General features: G+C 43.0%; 8 protein-coding genes. All 8 read left to right on the top strand.

Annotation, left to right across the window (positions count from 1 at the left end):
* Positions 1–109: 109 nt before the first annotated feature.
* The 8 genes from ACESLK_RS01825 to ACESLK_RS01790 all read left to right on the top strand — a co-directional run bounded on the left by ACESLK_RS01825 (position 110) and on the right by ACESLK_RS01790 (position 16,462).
* Complete coding sequence (locus ACESLK_RS01825; protein WP_372661301.1) at positions 110–490, top strand: hypothetical protein; 381 nt, start codon at positions 110–112, stop codon at positions 488–490.
* A gap of 103 nt (positions 491–593) precedes the next feature.
* Entirely contained in the window at positions 594–3,503 is a 2,910-nt protein-coding gene (locus tag ACESLK_RS01820) for a PD-(D/E)XK nuclease family protein (RefSeq protein ID WP_372661297.1), read from the top strand.
* Entirely contained in the window at positions 3,496–6,714 is a 3,219-nt protein-coding gene (locus tag ACESLK_RS01815) for a UvrD-helicase domain-containing protein (RefSeq protein ID WP_372661294.1), read from the top strand. The genes ACESLK_RS01820 and ACESLK_RS01815 overlap by 8 nt, the downstream gene beginning before the upstream one ends.
* Entirely contained in the window at positions 6,711–8,822 is a 2,112-nt protein-coding gene (locus tag ACESLK_RS01810) for a RecQ family ATP-dependent DNA helicase (protein WP_372661291.1), read from the top strand. Before ACESLK_RS01815 ends, ACESLK_RS01810 begins: the two co-directional genes overlap by 4 nt.
* A gap of 5 nt (positions 8,823–8,827) precedes the next feature.
* On the top strand, positions 8,828–10,054 hold the full coding sequence (locus ACESLK_RS01805; RefSeq protein WP_372661288.1) for a DNA-processing protein DprA: 1,227 nt from the start codon (positions 8,828–8,830) through the stop codon (positions 10,052–10,054).
* Between the two features lie 175 nt (positions 10,055–10,229).
* The gene (gene hsdR / locus ACESLK_RS01800; protein ID WP_372661285.1) at positions 10,230–13,475 is read left to right on the top strand and encodes a type I restriction-modification system endonuclease; all 3,246 of its coding nucleotides are present in this window, start codon (positions 10,230–10,232) and stop codon (positions 13,473–13,475) included.
* Positions 13,476–14,975 (top strand): class I SAM-dependent DNA methyltransferase, encoded by a 1,500-nt coding sequence (locus ACESLK_RS01795; protein ID WP_372661282.1) that lies wholly within the window; start codon positions 13,476–13,478, stop codon positions 14,973–14,975.
* Positions 14,972–16,462 (top strand): restriction endonuclease subunit S, encoded by a 1,491-nt coding sequence (locus ACESLK_RS01790; RefSeq protein ID WP_372661279.1) that lies wholly within the window; start codon positions 14,972–14,974, stop codon positions 16,460–16,462. Before ACESLK_RS01795 ends, ACESLK_RS01790 begins: the two co-directional genes overlap by 4 nt.
* Positions 16,463–16,588 lie beyond the last annotated feature (126 nt).

Below are 16,588 nucleotides of genomic sequence, written 5' to 3'. Positions count from 1 at the left end.
ATTAAAACGAACAAACATTCGAGACAACCACATGTCTTTTCAGAATTGCATAATGAAGAAAGAAGATGTCGGATGTATACATAAGCCCCGAAAAATGAGGAGGTAGGACATGAAGGTAATTTTGACCAAACATGCATTCGAACGTTATTGCGAAAGAGGCAAGCCAGATAGATTCGATTACTATGGTTTTCAGAAACATCTTCGTCAAGAAGCCATAGAAAGGATATGTTTTTTTGAGTGGCGCGGAAAGCCGGTCGTCTATTTGTACCAAGCCTATTGGAGGTATGAATATGATACGATCAAAAAGGAACTTACTCTCATTACTTGCCTCGGCATCCTTGAATTCATCAGTACGAGCAAGTGGTCAAAACAGGAAACTGCAAGGAATAATCATTATACAAGGAAATTTGCTAACAAATCCGTAGGTCACTCACAGCCTTGCGATGAATTCCATGAAAATGTTCAGCTTCAAGAACTTCAACTATTCTAGCTTCGCCTTAAGATCCGCGTGTTCATACAAGAAGTTGAAGCCTAGTATGCAGGAACTAAGATAGATTCCTCGAAATATACAATAGAGGAAGGATGTGGGTCTTATGAACCATAACTGGTTGGTGGATTTGTATGAGATATGCAATAACGACCCTTTTCGGAGAAAGATTCTACTTGCTGACCGTTTTGACCAGGCCGAACAATGGCTTGCTCGAATAACTAGACAATGTGGCCCATTGCTTGGAGTGGAAACAGAAACATTGCGGTCACTTGTCGTGAAACGAACCAAACTGGAACTGACGAAACGTGGACTTCGACTACTAAGCAGCGAGCAGACGTTTTGGATCATTCAGAATCTTATGGTTGATCTGGCTGTTCGTCTTGAGGAATATATACCGAGCGAAATGGTTTCACCTGGTATCGTTCATAGTTTTCACCTTGCGATAGAGGAGCTCAGGCTTTCAGGTATTCGCTCCTCAGAGCTTTTAATTACTTTTTTTGATAACACTAGGAAAGCAATCTATATTATCGAGCTTCTAACCTTGTACGAAAAGTGGCTGGAGCAGAACCGTTTCACTGATTTTGCAGGACTGCTTGGTTGCTTACCAGAGAAGGCTCAAATTAATAATGATCTCTTTATCGTCAGGGATGTGGAGCTACATTCTCCTGTGGAGAAGGAAATGCTGAAGCGCATTGCTGGAAGCGGGCTTGTCATGCTGCGGCAGGAAGCATTTTTCCCTGGAATTTTTGAAAACTTCGAGGATCATGATGTTCGGTTTTACTGCGCGGCAGGAACGTTAGCTGAAGTTCGTGAAACATTCCGTCGTATTTGCCGTCAGGATATTCCCTTCGACCAGACTGAGATCATTGTTTCTAATTATGAAGCCTATAGTACAGCCATATATACGCTAAGCCAAACCCTCGACATTCCCTGCACATTTTCAAAAGGGATGCCAATCTCTTACACGAAGGTTGGGAAGGCGGCGCTGGTATATCTGGATTGGTTGGAATGCAACTATGACGTAGAATGTCTGCTTAAGGCTCTCCGGCATGATTATCTGTCATTTCGTCACTTTGGCGACTCCGTGGCAACGGCTGATCTTATTCGTGCTTTGGAGCAAAGCGGGATTGGATGGGGAAGGCAGCGCTTTTCGATGCTGGAAGCTGCAGCCTCTGCTGAGGAAGCTGGGGCGCACGTCGAGGCGATTCGGCTGTTAGAACGGGCAATTAAAGGATTGTTTCACACACTGCCGGATTCCCGTCAAGAGACGTGGACACCACTTACCGTCCTGAATGCAATGATTGATTTTCTCGAAAAGTGTACCGTCCCTTCCGGAGAGGCAGACATAACGGTTATCGCTGAACTGAGTGATCAGGCGAAGCAGTTGGAATCCGTTTCTCCTCGAACACTGTCAAGCGAGAGTGCGTTGCGTTATGTAAAAGACATGGTTACTGGAATCCGTATCCATTGTGAGGGGCCGGTCTGCGGGAAAATTCATATATCATCTCTTCAGGATGGTGGTGAATCTGGCAGGACCCATACTTATATTCTGGGCATGAGCAATGAAGCGTGGGCCTTACAACTTAGACAGGATCCCGTTTTATTGGATGAGGAACGCCGCAATTTGGGCGGTCTGCAGTTATCTACCGAAAAGGCAGAGTATGTGGTTCGTGAACGAGCCTCTCGTCTGGGGATGCTTTCAGGATTGTTGACGCTAAGCTTCGTCAGCTATGATCCGGCAGAGCAAAAGGAAACGAGTCCTGCATTTGAGCTCTTGCAGGCTGCGAGGATCGTAACAGGCGATCCTCATATGGATCTTACTGGACTTGAACATGCTCTCGGAAAACCGATTGGCTACATGGCGGGCAGTTTTGAAGGAGAGCATCTACTAGATGGGACGGACCGTTGGTTAAGTCGGTTGACCGTAGGAGGAAGAGTGCAAGATGGCCTTCCCTCGCTGCGCCAAGCTTTACGTTTTGCAGCAGGCGTGGAACGAGCAGAAACGAAAATAGCCGCGGCGAAGCTATCAGAATATGAGGGGATGCTACTTCAGACGGATGTATTTGCAGTCCGTTATCTGAATAACCCGGAGATGTTTCTTAGCGTAACACAACTCGAACGATACGCTGAATGTCCGAAGAAGTTTTTCTTTTCCACGGTGTTGAAGGTCAGGGAGAAGGAGACTACCGACTTCGACCGCACTCGGTGGTTGGATGCTGCAGGCAGGGGGAGCTTACTTCACCGCATCTTTTACCTCTACCTCGAACAGATGTCCAAGGATTCTGATACAAGCGATATACTTATACATAACGAAAAAAGGCTCCAGGAAATCACAGATCTAACAATCAGCGAATACGAAACAATGGTACCACCCCCAAGTCCACATATTTTCTTTAAGGAATGCGAGACTATTCGTCGAGACGTGGCTATTTTCCATCAATTGGAGCAAAAACGTCAGGGAAGGCCACGTTATTTTGAGCTCGAGCTGACGAGAGATGGTGAACCGATGGAAGTCATGTTGGACAATGGTCTCATGATAAAAATGAAGGGATTTGTCGACAGGGTAGATGAAGTCGGGCCACACACGTACAAGATTTACGATTACAAGACAGGCAGTCCGGCTAAGTATGACGAGAATGAGTACTTTTCACAGGGCACTCAGCTCCAACATGCGCTCTATGCCGTTGCGGTTGAGCAGTGGCTTCAGAGTTCGGGAATCGATCCAATGGCCCGCGTGATGGAGTCGGCTTATTATTTCCCAACGGAGTGGGGGAAGGGTGAAGAGGTGTCTCGAGTTCAAAGCCGTAGAGCTGAGCTTTCTGAGTTGGTGGGACATCTGCTTGCTTCCATGGAGTCGGGATTGTTTACGGCGACAAAGGAGTCGAGACGATGCACATATTGTGATTATCGATCCGTTTGTGGGAACGAATCAGAGCGAACAAAGGACAAATGGGATTTAGCAGAAAATGACTCGCTACTTCACAATATGAAGGAGGTTGAGCGTTTTGCATGACGATCGGATAGCAAGAGAGAGTATTTCAAGAGTCCTTGACCGGACATTTTTGGTGGAAGCGGGAGCGGGTTCAGGAAAGACGACATCACTTGTCGGCAGGATGATCGCATTAATCGAGTCAGGAAGCACCGCGGCAGAGCAGATCGCAGCAATTACGTTCACCCGGAAAGCAGCAGACGAGCTAAAGAGCAGGTTCCGACTGGAGTTGGAGCGGCGGATTCGCACCGCGACAGAGCCTCAAAGCGGTCTGCTGAGGCAGGCACTTAAGGAGGTTGATCGGTGCTACATCGGCACAATTCATTCCTTTTGCGGTAGATTGCTTAGGGAGAGGCCAATCGAAGCTAGGCTCGATCCCATGTTCTGCGAACTCGAAGAAGAACAAGCGGCAATACTGCGTGATCAATGCTGGGATGAATACTTGATAAGTATAATTGAAAGCGGCCGAGAGGATACCATAGCGGTACTAGGGGCACTTCAGGTAAATGTAGAGGATCTACGTCAGGTCTATAAACGGGTATGCGACTATACGGACATTCAGATTGATACGGCTCCCTCCCCCAGACCGGATTTTGATCTGATTCGTTTATCGCTGCCATCGATGTTGGAGGATGTGAGCCGCTACATACCGACGGTTAAGCCGGAACGGGGCTGGGATGCTTTACAATCGATGGTCCGAGATGGCAGAAGGATTGTTGCGATACATGGGTTGCAGGACGATATGCGTGTGCTACAGTTGGCGCTGCTTTTTGAACGGAAAATCGATGCGACATTGAAGCAGTGGACGGATGGAGCAAAGGCCAAGGAATACAAGATCATGTTTCAAGAGTGGCAGGGCCGAGTCCTGCTGCCGTTTCTTCGTGCTTGGCGGGAGCATCTCTATCCGCAGCTGGTTGATTTTGTCCGGCCAGCTGTTGCGTACGGCTCGCGCAGGCGGAGTGAGCTAGGGTTGCTCGATTTTCAGGATTTACTGATGAGAGCAACGGCTTTGCTTCGTGAGCATGTGAATGTGCGGCGTTTTTTTACTGGCCGATATACGTGCTTGTTCGTCGATGAGTTTCAAGACACCGATCCCATCCAGGCGGAGCTTATGTTTCTTCTGACGGGTGATGATCCGAACGAATCGGACTGGCGGCGTATCACGCCGAAAGCAGGCTCTCTATTCGTGGTAGGAGATCCCAAGCAATCCATTTACCGATTCCGCCGCGCGGATATTTCTACATACAATTGGGTTAAAAACAAGATCAGATCATGCGGAGAGGTACTTCAACTGAGCGCTAATTTCCGTTCAGTTCAATCTATTGGTCAGTTCATCAATGAAGAATTTTGCGCTCGCTTTCCAAGCAATGAATCCGAGCATCAGGCGGCGTTTGTGACAATGGAGACACAATCTGTTAATCCGGATGCAGAAGTGTTACATGGTGTGTACACGATGACCCATGTGAAAATATCTGGCGGCAAGGATGCTATTGCCGAAGCGGATGCGGACCGGGTGGCTCGCTATGTTGCCTGGGCTTGCAGCGGCCAATTAATAATACAGGAGAAGCAATCAGGAGCTGATGGTGGTTATGTTTTTAGAGAGGCGTCTCCAAGTGATTTTCTGGTGCTCCTGAAACGTAGGGAGTATCTGCATCTTTATGCTGAAAAGCTGGAGCAGTACGGTGTTCCATCTGTGACTGCTGGAAGTTCAGCGATGTATGAGGAAATTGGCGCTCTTTCTTTACTCGCAAGCTGCTTGAATGACCCGGGTGATCGGATTTCTCTACTTGCCGTGCTTAAAGGGATGTTATTCGCCGTTAGTGATAACGCGCTGTTCCACTACAAGATGCAAGGGTTTCCAATAGTTTATACCTACCTGCCGAATCAGGCAGAGGTGTCTGAAACTGCACTGCCTGTATACGAAGCGCTGGAGCGGCTCGCGGGATATGCGCGTATCATCCGAAAGATACCGGCTCTGTCAGCGCTGATTCATATCATAGAGGATTTGGGACTGATTCCGCTTGCTGCAGTTCGACCGACTGGCCGGGCACGTGCTGGAACGCTTATAAAGCTACTTCATGTGCTACAAAAGGATAGCTTAACTACTGCAAGCTGGCCAGAGCTGTGCTCTTATTTATTGCGATTGGTGGAAGAAGCGAAGCTCGAGTGTGGGGACTTATTTGCAGGCCAGCATGATGCAGTTCGCATCATGAACCTCCACAAAGCAAAAGGGCTTGAAGCGCCAGTAGTACTCTTGGCTTGTCCGTGCGGGGAATCGGATCACGATGCCTCCGAACACGTAGACCGATCAGACAATCCGGCTCGCGGCTACTTCAGCATAAAGCGACGAAAAGGATATCAAGATGAAGTGATTGCTCATCCGCAGGGATGGAATGAACATGCCGAGAGAGAACGACTGTACATGAACGCTGAGAAGGAGCGGTTGCTATATGTCGCCGCTACCCGCGCGAAGCAGCTTATGATCATCAGCCGATATCCAGACCGTCCAGCGATTGATCCGTGGAGCAGCTTTGAAAGCGGTCTTCAGGAAGGGCGGGAGTTGGATGATCCTTTGGTTGTACCTGTGATGCAGTCGTGCTACGACATCGTACATGACGAAGAAGCAGACGAAGCTGTTAACCGTGAATGGAGAAGTCGACTGGCGCAGCCAACATTCAGGACGGCATCGGTGACGGAGTTAGCGAAGTCGGGAACGCCACAGCCGCCGAGACCTCTTGTGGGCAGAGGAATGGCGTTCGGCAGCACGGTACACCGGTGTATTGAGTTGCTTGGATCTGGTGAAGTGCCTGATCAGTTGGAACTACACATTCGTATGATCGCCGAAGAAGAGGGCATGGATGAGGAGCTTATTCCGGATGTTCGGATAATGTTGGGTACTGTAGTGAAACATCCGCTATGGCGACGTGCATTAGCTGCTAAGCAGCAGGTTCATGAACTACCATTGCGGACAATATGCACTGAATCGACAGGTGGTGCTGCGGCGAAGGAGCTGCACCTAAAAGGCATTATCGACTTTATGTTCGAAGAAGATGATGGTTGGGTTGTTGTGGACTTCAAAACGGATGTATATGAAGAGGGTCAACGGCAGGCATTCGTTGACTTCTATAGGCCGCAGGTGGTGGCTTATGAGGAAGAATTGGAACGAGCTTTTGGTTTGCAGGTCAAAGAGACGGGATTGTATTTTCTGCATCTGAATGAGTATGTTTCACTATGAATAAAAAACAAAATACAGATTACTTAGATCTTATAACCGGGAGGAGATTTAAAATGACATTCAGAGTTAAAGCTTATGATTATTTACAACAAATGTTTGGTCCAGATGCTGCTTTTAAAGAGGGGCAATGGGAAGCAATAGATTCTGTACTGCATGGTGATCGTACACTGGTTGTTCAGAAAACAGGCTGGGGTAAAAGCTTAGTTTATTTTTTATCTACAAGAATATTACGAGATAGTGGAAAAGGTCCTACAATTGTCATTAGCCCACTCTTATCACTTATGCGCAATCAAATGCAATCTGCTGATCGTCTTGGTCTAAAAGCAGCTACTATCGACAGTTCACTTAGTACTGAGGAAGTTTCAGGTATTGAATATCGATTGTCGCAAGGGGATATTGATATACTGTTTGTCTCTCCAGAACGTTTGGGGAATGATCGTTTTATGGAGAGAACAATTCCTCTTATCCGTGATGGAATCGGTATGTTTGTAATTGATGAGGCCCACTGTGTTTCAGATTGGGGTCATGATTTCCGCCCAGATTATCGACGTATTTCGCGTATCGTCCGTACTTTATCTTCTCAGGTTCCCATCTTAGCAACTACTGCTACTGCAAATAACAGAGTAGTTCAAGATATACAGGAACAACTTGGATCAATGAAAGTTATTCGTGGCCCACTAGCAAGGGAATCACTACATATTCAAACGATCGTGATGCCTAAAAAAGCAGATCGTTTAGCATGGCTGTCTAGTAATATTAAAAAATTACCAGGCAGCGGTATAGTATATTGTTCTACAATTAGCGATTGTGAGTTGGTTGCTCGTTGGTTAACAGAACAAGGAATCTCTGCTGTTCATTATACAGGGCGCTTAACTAAAGAAGAGAGGATTGAAAGAGAGGAGAGTCTTCTTCAAAATAGTATAAAGGTTCTTGTTGCAAACATTGCATTAGGTATGGGGTTTGACAAAGAAGATGTAGGTTTTGTGGTACACTTTCAAATGCCCAACTCGCTTTTAACGTATTATCAACAAATTGGACGCGCAGGACGAAAGCTAGAAAAGGCTTATATCGTGTTACTACATGGAGAAGAAGATGAGTCCATTCAACAATATTTTATTCGTAATGCTTTTCCTTCCTCAGAGGATATGTTGGCTGTCATAGAGTTACTTGAGACAGAAGATATCCTTACAGTTAATCAGATATGCTCTAGATTAAATCTTACAGAATCTACTGTAAAAGACTGTTTGAAATTACTGTTAATCGACAGTATTGTGACGAAAGATGGGTCTGGCTATACAAGAACGCTCCAACCAATACAACTACAAGATGCACGTATTTCTAACGTCCTTTCGAACAAAGAGCATGAGCTTGAACGAATGAAATCGTTTATACATACTGAAGAATGTCTTATGAAGTTCGTTATTCGTGAGCTAGATGACCCAGCAAGAAACGACTGTGGTATATGTTCTAATTGCAACGGGGATTTTGTCGGTAGAAATATACAAGCAGATATCGTATTCCATGCTGAAATTTTTTTACAACGTAATTATTTCCATTTCGAACCTCGCAAACAATGGGCGTCTGGAGCAAGGATTACAGAAAATAGACGCTGTGAGTCTGGTTTCGCGTTAAGCAGGTATAGTGATAGTGGGTGGGGGCGTCTAGTTCGTATTGGGAAATACCAGAATAATCACTTTGATGATCAGCTAGTTGTTGCGGCGACAGAAGCATTAGCTCATTGGATTCAGAGCAACTATCCAAATGATTCATTTGTTGTTAGTTCAATTCCTTCATTACGACGTCAAGATCTTGTTCGTGATTTTGCAATAAGGACTGCACATGGTTTGGGACTTCCATACGTGGATCTTTTAACCAAAACGGAGTCACGTCCTGAACAAAAACGGATGAATAACAGTCACATGCAGGAACAAAATGTACGGGATTCTTTAGAAGTGAATAACAGCAACTTTAATGGAAATAGTGTAATATTAATAGATGACATGGTTGACTCACGATGGACTTTTACGGTAGCAGGATTTTTGTTAAAGGAATCAGGCTATGATCGAATTTTACCATTTGCGTTATCGTCGACTTCAGAAAGTGGGTGATCAGTTTGGAGAAGATTTCAGATGAGGGATTAGCTATAATGTTGCTAACCTCTGATCTACTATACAGAAAGACTAAAGATGTATCTCAAAAACCTTTTACACCTGGTGAATGGAATAAATTTGCTGCACTACTAAGGAATTCATCCTATGCAACACCTGCTTCTTTATATGGAAAAAATGAAGAAGTAATAATGAAAGATTTATTGGTAGATAGAGCCCTTGCGGAGAGGGTTTGCAGTTTGATGAAATATGCGGGAAATATGGCTATCGAAATCGATAGATTATCTAGTCTAGGAATATGGATAGCTACGCGTGGGGACAAGAACTACCCCCAGAGAGTCAAACAATACTTAAAGGAACAATCCCCTCCTTTTTTTTACGGTGCAGGTAATGGGGAAAATTTACGCTTTAGTGCTGTTGGATTTGTGGGTTCTCGCGATGCAGATCCACAGAGCATAGATTTTACACAACGTATTGTAAGACGAGTAGTGGAAGAAGGCGCTTTAGTTGTGTCAGGTGGTGCTAAAGGAATAGATCTTATCTCACAAACCGAAGCCTTAACTCATGGTGGGAGAGTTGTTTCATTTGTACATTCAGAACTAGAAGTGCTTATTAAGAAAAAAGAATGGCGTAAAACAATTATTGATGGTAATTTAACTCTTCTATCTGCTGTTCATCCTTCTTCTCGTTTTACTGGCTTTAATGCGATGGGGCGAAATAAGTATATCTACACGCATTCAAAAGGAACAGTAGTTGTGGCAGCAAACAACAAGGGGGGTACATGGGAAGGTGCTAATGAAAATTTGAAAAACTCATGGGTACCTCTTATAATACGGACGGGTCAAGATGTGCCTGAGGGAAATCGTTCGTTACTTGAGAAGTATCGACAACATCCTTTAGTAATTCCTTTTGTAGAAGAGAGCGGGCAGTCCATAATAGAAATTCTTAAAAAAGCAAAGAATGGTTCCTCGTCATCGAGTGAATCTATTGGAGTAAATAATTCTGACCATAGTTCAGATCTCTATAGTATTGTATGGCCTATAATCCAAGCTGAAATACAAAAAGGCTATAATTTTCAAGAGTTGTGTAAAACGCTGAATGTTCTTCCTGAGCAATTAAAGCTTTGGATGGATAAGGGATACAAAGATGGGGAGAGTAACAAAACTAACGTGAACACTGTTGATTCTATTTCGAATAGAACAGAAAACATAAAGCAGGGAACATTATTTTAGAATAGCTCTCTCAAACTTTCTTAGAGAATATGAAAAGACCTTAGAACTGCCCACTCCTCTAAGGTCTTTTGACCGTATGTCCACAAATATATCCTATATATGATAAAATAGTAGGGAAATAGTCATGTGTACACTATTACACTACCATAAATATTAATAAAAGCAGGTGATTCGCGTGGCATCTCAAAACTTTTCATTTTTGGCAACGAAGTGGGAGTTATTAGATAAAGTTGCTGAAACGGGTGAACGTAATGTCTACTTGGATCCAAATACCGCAATCTCGAAAATTCGGACGTTTGCCGAAACGGTTACGAAATATATTTCTGCGTTTGAGCAAATAAATGAAGAACGAATTACAAATCAGGTGGATCGATTAAATCAGCTGAATTATTTGCAGTTAGTCCCTCGAGAGTTATTGGACTTGTTTCATGTCATACGTAAAAAAGGTAATGAAGCGACTCACAATCCTTCATATGGTGATACAGCAGAGGCGAAAATCCTACTACAGATGGCCTTTCGTATCGCTGTTTGGTTCATGGAAGTATATGGAGATTGGAATTTCAAAGCACCTGAGTTCCAGGAGCCGCTTGAGGGAAACGTAATAACAGAAGCTGAGTTGACCCAAATTACAGAAAGTTATGAATCAAAGCTAGCATCAATGGAGGAGGAACTGCTAAGAGTACGTTCCGAGCAGCTTAACGTCAAGACACAAGAAAAGGAAAGACGGCGCCATATCTCTCAGAGAAGCGGTAGCAATCTTCAACTAACAGAGGAAGAAACCAGGATATTAATTGACGAGCAGTTGAGAGAGGCTGGATGGGAGGTCGATTCCAACAAGTTGCGATTCGCTTTAGGAACCCGTCCCGAGAAAGGGAAAAACCTTGCAGTTGCTGAATGGCAATTAAAACATGGAAGGGCAGATTATGCACTATTTATTAGTTTGCGACTAGTAGGTATTATCGAAGCAAAGAGAGCAAGTAAGGACATACCGGCCGATATTGAACAGGCCAAAAATTATGCACAGTTGGTTATCCGGCATGGCGATGAACAAATTGACGAGCCTTGGGGTGACTATTTCGTTCCCTTCTTGTTTGCGAGTAACGGGAGACCTTATGTAAAACAGCTTGAACAAAAGTCTGGTATTTGGTTCTTGGATGCTCGTCGTTCAACGAACCATCCTAGGGCTCTTCAAGGGTGGTACTCACCTGAGGGAATACTTCAGCTTTTGGTTCAAGATGTAAGCAAGGCAACTCAAACATTGAGAGATGAGAAGTTCGATTACCTCCGACTTCGTCCATATCAGGAGAAGGCCATACAGAGAGTAGAGGAAGCATTGCAAGCAGGGCAGCGTGAAATCCTGCTTGCAATGGCTACGGGAACAGGGAAAACTCGCATGGCTATTGGATTAATTTATAGATTAATTAAATCAAAGCGGTTTCATCGGATTTTATTTCTCGTGGACCGTGAAGCTCTAGGAGCACAAGCTGATGGGGCATTTCAAGACAGCAAACTAGAAAGTTTTCATACATTTACAGAAATTTATGAACTACAGTCTCTTAAGGACAAGAAACCTAACCTTGAAACAAAAGTCCAGATCGCTACGGTGCAAGGTATGCTGAAGCGGCTTTTTTATAGTAACTCCATAGATGACAAACCAACAGTTGATCAGTATGATTGTATTATTGTCGATGAGGCCCATCGGGGCTACACGCTTGATAAGGAAATGAGCGAATTGGAAATGGAAATTCGCGACCATAACGATTATGTGAGTAAATATCGCCAAGTTCTTGAATATTTTGATGCTGTCAAAATCGGACTTACGGCGACACCTGCTTTGCATACGACACAAATTTTTGGTGCTCCAGTGTTTACATACTCTTACCGTGAAGCTGTTGTAGAAGGGCACTTAATTGACCATGAACCTCCTTATCAGTTTGACACTGTTCTGAAGAAAAATGGGATTACGTTTGAAAAGGGCACTGAGGTTGAAGTATTCGATACCGTATCTGGCACCTTATCCCGAGAGTTCATGGAGGATGAAGTTAATATTGAAGTGGCTCAGTTCAATACAAAGGTCATTACGGATAGTTTCAATCGGGTTGTCTTGCAGGAACTAGCTAATTTCATCTCTCCAGATGATGACGGAAAGACGCTTATTTTTGCAGCAACAGATGCCCATGCTGATAAAGTCGTTGATTTCTTGAAAAGAGAAATGGATGAGCGATATGGTGAACTGGAAGACAATGCAATAATGAAAATAACGGGTTCGATCAAAGATCCGATTGGGGCTATCAAAAGATTCAAGAATGAGCGTCTTCCTAATATTGTCGTTACAGTGGATCTCCTGACAACGGGCATTGACGTGCCTGAAATTACGAACATTGTCTTCTTAAGAAGGGTAAGGTCTCGTATCTTGTTCGAGCAAATGCTAGGTCGTGCTACACGTAAGTGTGATGTAATTCAAAAAGATCACTTTAAAATATTTGATGCAGTTGGCATTTACGAGGTGTTAAAAAAATATACCGACATGAAGCCGATTGTAGTCAATCCGAAGATTCCGATTTCACAACTGGTAAAGGAATTGGAACAAATCAAGGAAGAAACTCACTTGATTGACTATCAGGAGCAGATATTAGCTAAAATTCAACGTAAGAAACGGCATTTTACCGTGACGCGGGAAGAGAATTTTAAACTCCTGTCGGATGGTCGTTCTGTAGATGAATTTGCTTCATGGGTGGAGGGGCTAGCGGCAACTGAGTTGAACGAGCAACTTAAATCGTTTGTTCCTCTGTTTAAATATTTGGATGAGAATAAAGACGGTGAGAATAGAACCTATATCTCTTATGCAGAAGATAAATCACTTGGAATTACCCGGGGTTACGGTAATGCAGACAAACCAGAGGATTTTTTGGATGGTTTTGGATCGTATATTCGGGATAATATGAACTTGTTGCCAGCTTTAATGATTGTATGTCAACGACCTGCTGAATTGACAAGAGAAGAGCTTAAGAAGCTTCGTTTAGAGCTGGATCAGGCGGGGTATACGGAGAAAAATCTGCAAACTGCATGGCGTGAGGCCAAAAACGAAGATATCGCGGCCGACATCATTGCTTTTATCCGTCAACAGGCGCTTGGCGATCCGCTCGTAAGTCATGAAGAACGTGTGCGAAATGCAATGAAGAAGGTATATCACATGAAAGTATGGCCGCCTGTGCAGAAAAAGTGGTTGGAACGCATAGAGAAGCAGCTAATTAAAGAATCCGTGTTAGGACCGGATGCAAATCAGGCTTTTGATTACGAACCATTCAAGAGCCAAGGTGGTTTTAGGCAACTGGATAAGATATTCAGTGGGCAACTAAACGAAATTGTAAGGGAAATCAACACGAATCTGTACAGCTACGAAAAGAAGGAGCAAGCTTAAATGAATAACCGTGAAATCGTGCAAAAACTTTGGAATTTGTGTAACGTACTTCGAGATGATGGTATTACCTATCATCAATATGTTACTGAGTTGACATATCTCTTGTTTCTCAAAATGATGAAAGAAACAGGCCAGGAATTTATCATTCCTGAAGAATATCGCTGGTATGTGTTAGCAGGTAAGGACGGAGTGGAATTAAAAACCTTTTATAGACTCTTGCTCATGGAATTGGGTAAAGCGGAAAATAATCTTCTCAAAGAGGTCTATGTTGACGCAACTACTTTCATTAGCGAGCCTAAGAACTTAGAAAAGATCATTAAGTCAATTGATGCGCTAGATTGGTATAGCGCCAAGCAGGAAGGTTTGGGAGATCTTTATGAAGGATTGCTGGAGAAAAACGCAAGCGAATTAAAATCTGGTGCGGGTCAGTATTTTACACCTCGTGTGTTAATTGACGTTATCATCAAACTGACTAACCCACAAGCGGGCGAGCGGTGTCATGATCCGGCAGCTGGTACCTTTGGCTTTATGATCGCTGCTGATAGATATATTCGCAGTAAGACAGACGACTACTTCGACGAAAGCGTGAATCCGGAATTTCAAAAGTACCATGCGTTTTCAGGGGTTGAGCTTGTAAAAGATACACATCGTCTCGCAACAATGAATGCACTGTTGCATGACATGCAAGGTCAATTGCTGCTTGGGGATACGCTAACATCTGTTGGGGAGAGCTTGAAAAATTACGATGTTATTCTGACGAATCCGCCTTTTGGTACGAAGAAAGGTGGAGAACGTGTTACGCGAACCGACTTTACGTTTTCGACGTCTAATAAACAGTTGAACTTCCTTCAGCACATCTATCGTGCATTGAAGAGTAACAATAAAGCCCGCGCCGCAGTCGTGCTACCGGATAATGTTCTATTCGAAGGCGGTGTAGGTACGCAAATTCGTCGCGATTTAATGGATAAATGTAATCTACACACTATATTGCGTTTGCCTACGGGTATTTTTTACGCTCAGGGTGTCAAAACAAATGTCATGTTCTTTACGCGCGGAAAGAGCGATGCTGGTAATACAAAGGAAGTTTGGGTCTACGATATGCGTACAAACATGCCTTCTCTTGGAAAACGTACACCATTGACTGAAGCCCATTTTGACGATTTTGTTTCCGCTTATACGGCAGATGATCGTAATACGATAAAAGATGAGCGTTGGAACGCTTTTACCCGTGAAGATATTGCTAAGAGGGATGATAGTCTTGACATTGGACTGATTGCGGATGAGTCATTGTCCATTTATGATAATCTTCCTGATCCGATTGAGTCTGCCGAGGAAGCGATGGGGAAGTTGGAACAGGCAATTTCGTTGTTAAATGAAGTTATTGCTGAACTGAAGGCAGCTAAACTGCCAGTTCTTACAGAACAAGAGAAAGTATATACGTTGAAAAACATGCAACAACTGCAGAAAGTGGCTGAGGCACAAGAGGTGTACAAGGGATGAGCAACCCGAAAGAGAAAAGTATAGATGAATTGTTGCAAAATGCTCTGATCCCAAAAGAAGAACAGCCTTATAAAGTGCCTGAAAATTGGGTTTGGGTTAAATTGGGTTTTGTCAATAATAACATTGCTAGATCAATTGAACCGTCAAAATTTGTGGATGAAATATTTGAGCTGTACAGTGTCCCAAATTATGTTCTAAATGAACCCGAATATTTGTCAGGGAAAGAAATTGGTTCAAACAAACAATTAGTTTTACCTAATGAAGTGCTTTTGTGTAAAATTAATCCTCGTATAAATAGAGTATGGGTTGTCACAGCTAATAATTTTAAGTATAGACAAATTGCTTCAACTGAATGGATCGTTTTTTCTGAGAATATAGGAGTATACCCAATATATCTGATGTATTATTTAAGAACCTCGTATTTTAGGCAATTGTTAGCATCCAATGTCTCTGGAGTAGGTGGTTCTCTAACTCGAGCAAGGCCAAAGGATGTTGAGAGCTATCCTCTAGCAATGCCACCTTTTCAAGAACAAATAAGAATCGTGAATAGAATTAGTTCACTTTTTTTGAAAACTGACGAAGCTAGCCGTTTTATCGAGGAAGCAAAGGAAACATTTGAACTTCGACGTGCTGCTATTTTAGATAAGGCTTTTCATGGAGAGTTAACGAGGGCGTGGCGAGAAAATCAAAAATCATACTATACAGTAGAAGAGTTTCTAGAGAAAATCAATAAATTTTCTACAAAGAACGAAAAACGAAACAAAAAATTTATCGATCAATTAGATTCTTCGTACAAAAGTAAGTTGTATAAGATACCAGATAATTGGAAATGGGTTAAATTAGACGATCTTATTGAATCTTCAGTATATGGAACGTCCCAAAAAGCAAATGATGATATAACGGGAATTCCTGTCCTTAGAATGGGGAATATAACATCTGATGGAGGTATTGTTTTAGAAAGCCTTAAATATATTTCAAATGAATGTGCGGAGATTGATAAGCTCGATCTGCAGACTAATGATATTTTATTTAATAGAACAAACAGTTACGAACTTGTTGGTAAATCTGCTTTAATTACTGAAGATATAGCGGGTAAAGCAATTTTTGCATCCTATCTGATAAGAATTCGACTGCATGAAAAAAATAAATTAGCTACCTATGTCTGTGCCTTTATAAATAGCTATTTCGGAAGGCAGATGCTGTTGTCGATGGCAACACAACAAGTTGGACAAGCAAATATAAACTCGCAAAAATTGGCATCTATTTTTATTCCTTTGCCTTCAGAAAAAGAACTTTCTATAATAACTAATTATCTTAAGAGCTTTAAAGAAAGGAACGATTATATAGATAGCTCAGTTACTGTTGAAAACAACGTAAACGAATTGAAAGAGGCCATTCTCCAAAAAGCATTCAGGGGCGAACTCGGAACAAACAATCCAACGGAGGAAAGTGCCGTAGAATTATTAAAAGCAACGATTCAATCTTAAAGATATAAGCTCCCCTATTGTAACCTGAAGTTGAAATTCATTATACGAACAAAAGTTCTCTGACAACAAGTTGTCAGAGAACTTTTGTTATAATAGAGTTACATTATAACAAGCGACACCTATGGC

Origin of the sequence: Cohnella sp. (assembly GCF_041640265.1) — a bacterium.
In the GTDB taxonomy this organism is placed as follows: Bacteria; Bacillota; Bacilli; order Paenibacillales; family Paenibacillaceae; genus Cohnella.
The sequence above is the reverse complement of the archived record's forward strand: the minus strand, read 5'-3'. Positions and strand labels throughout refer to the sequence as shown.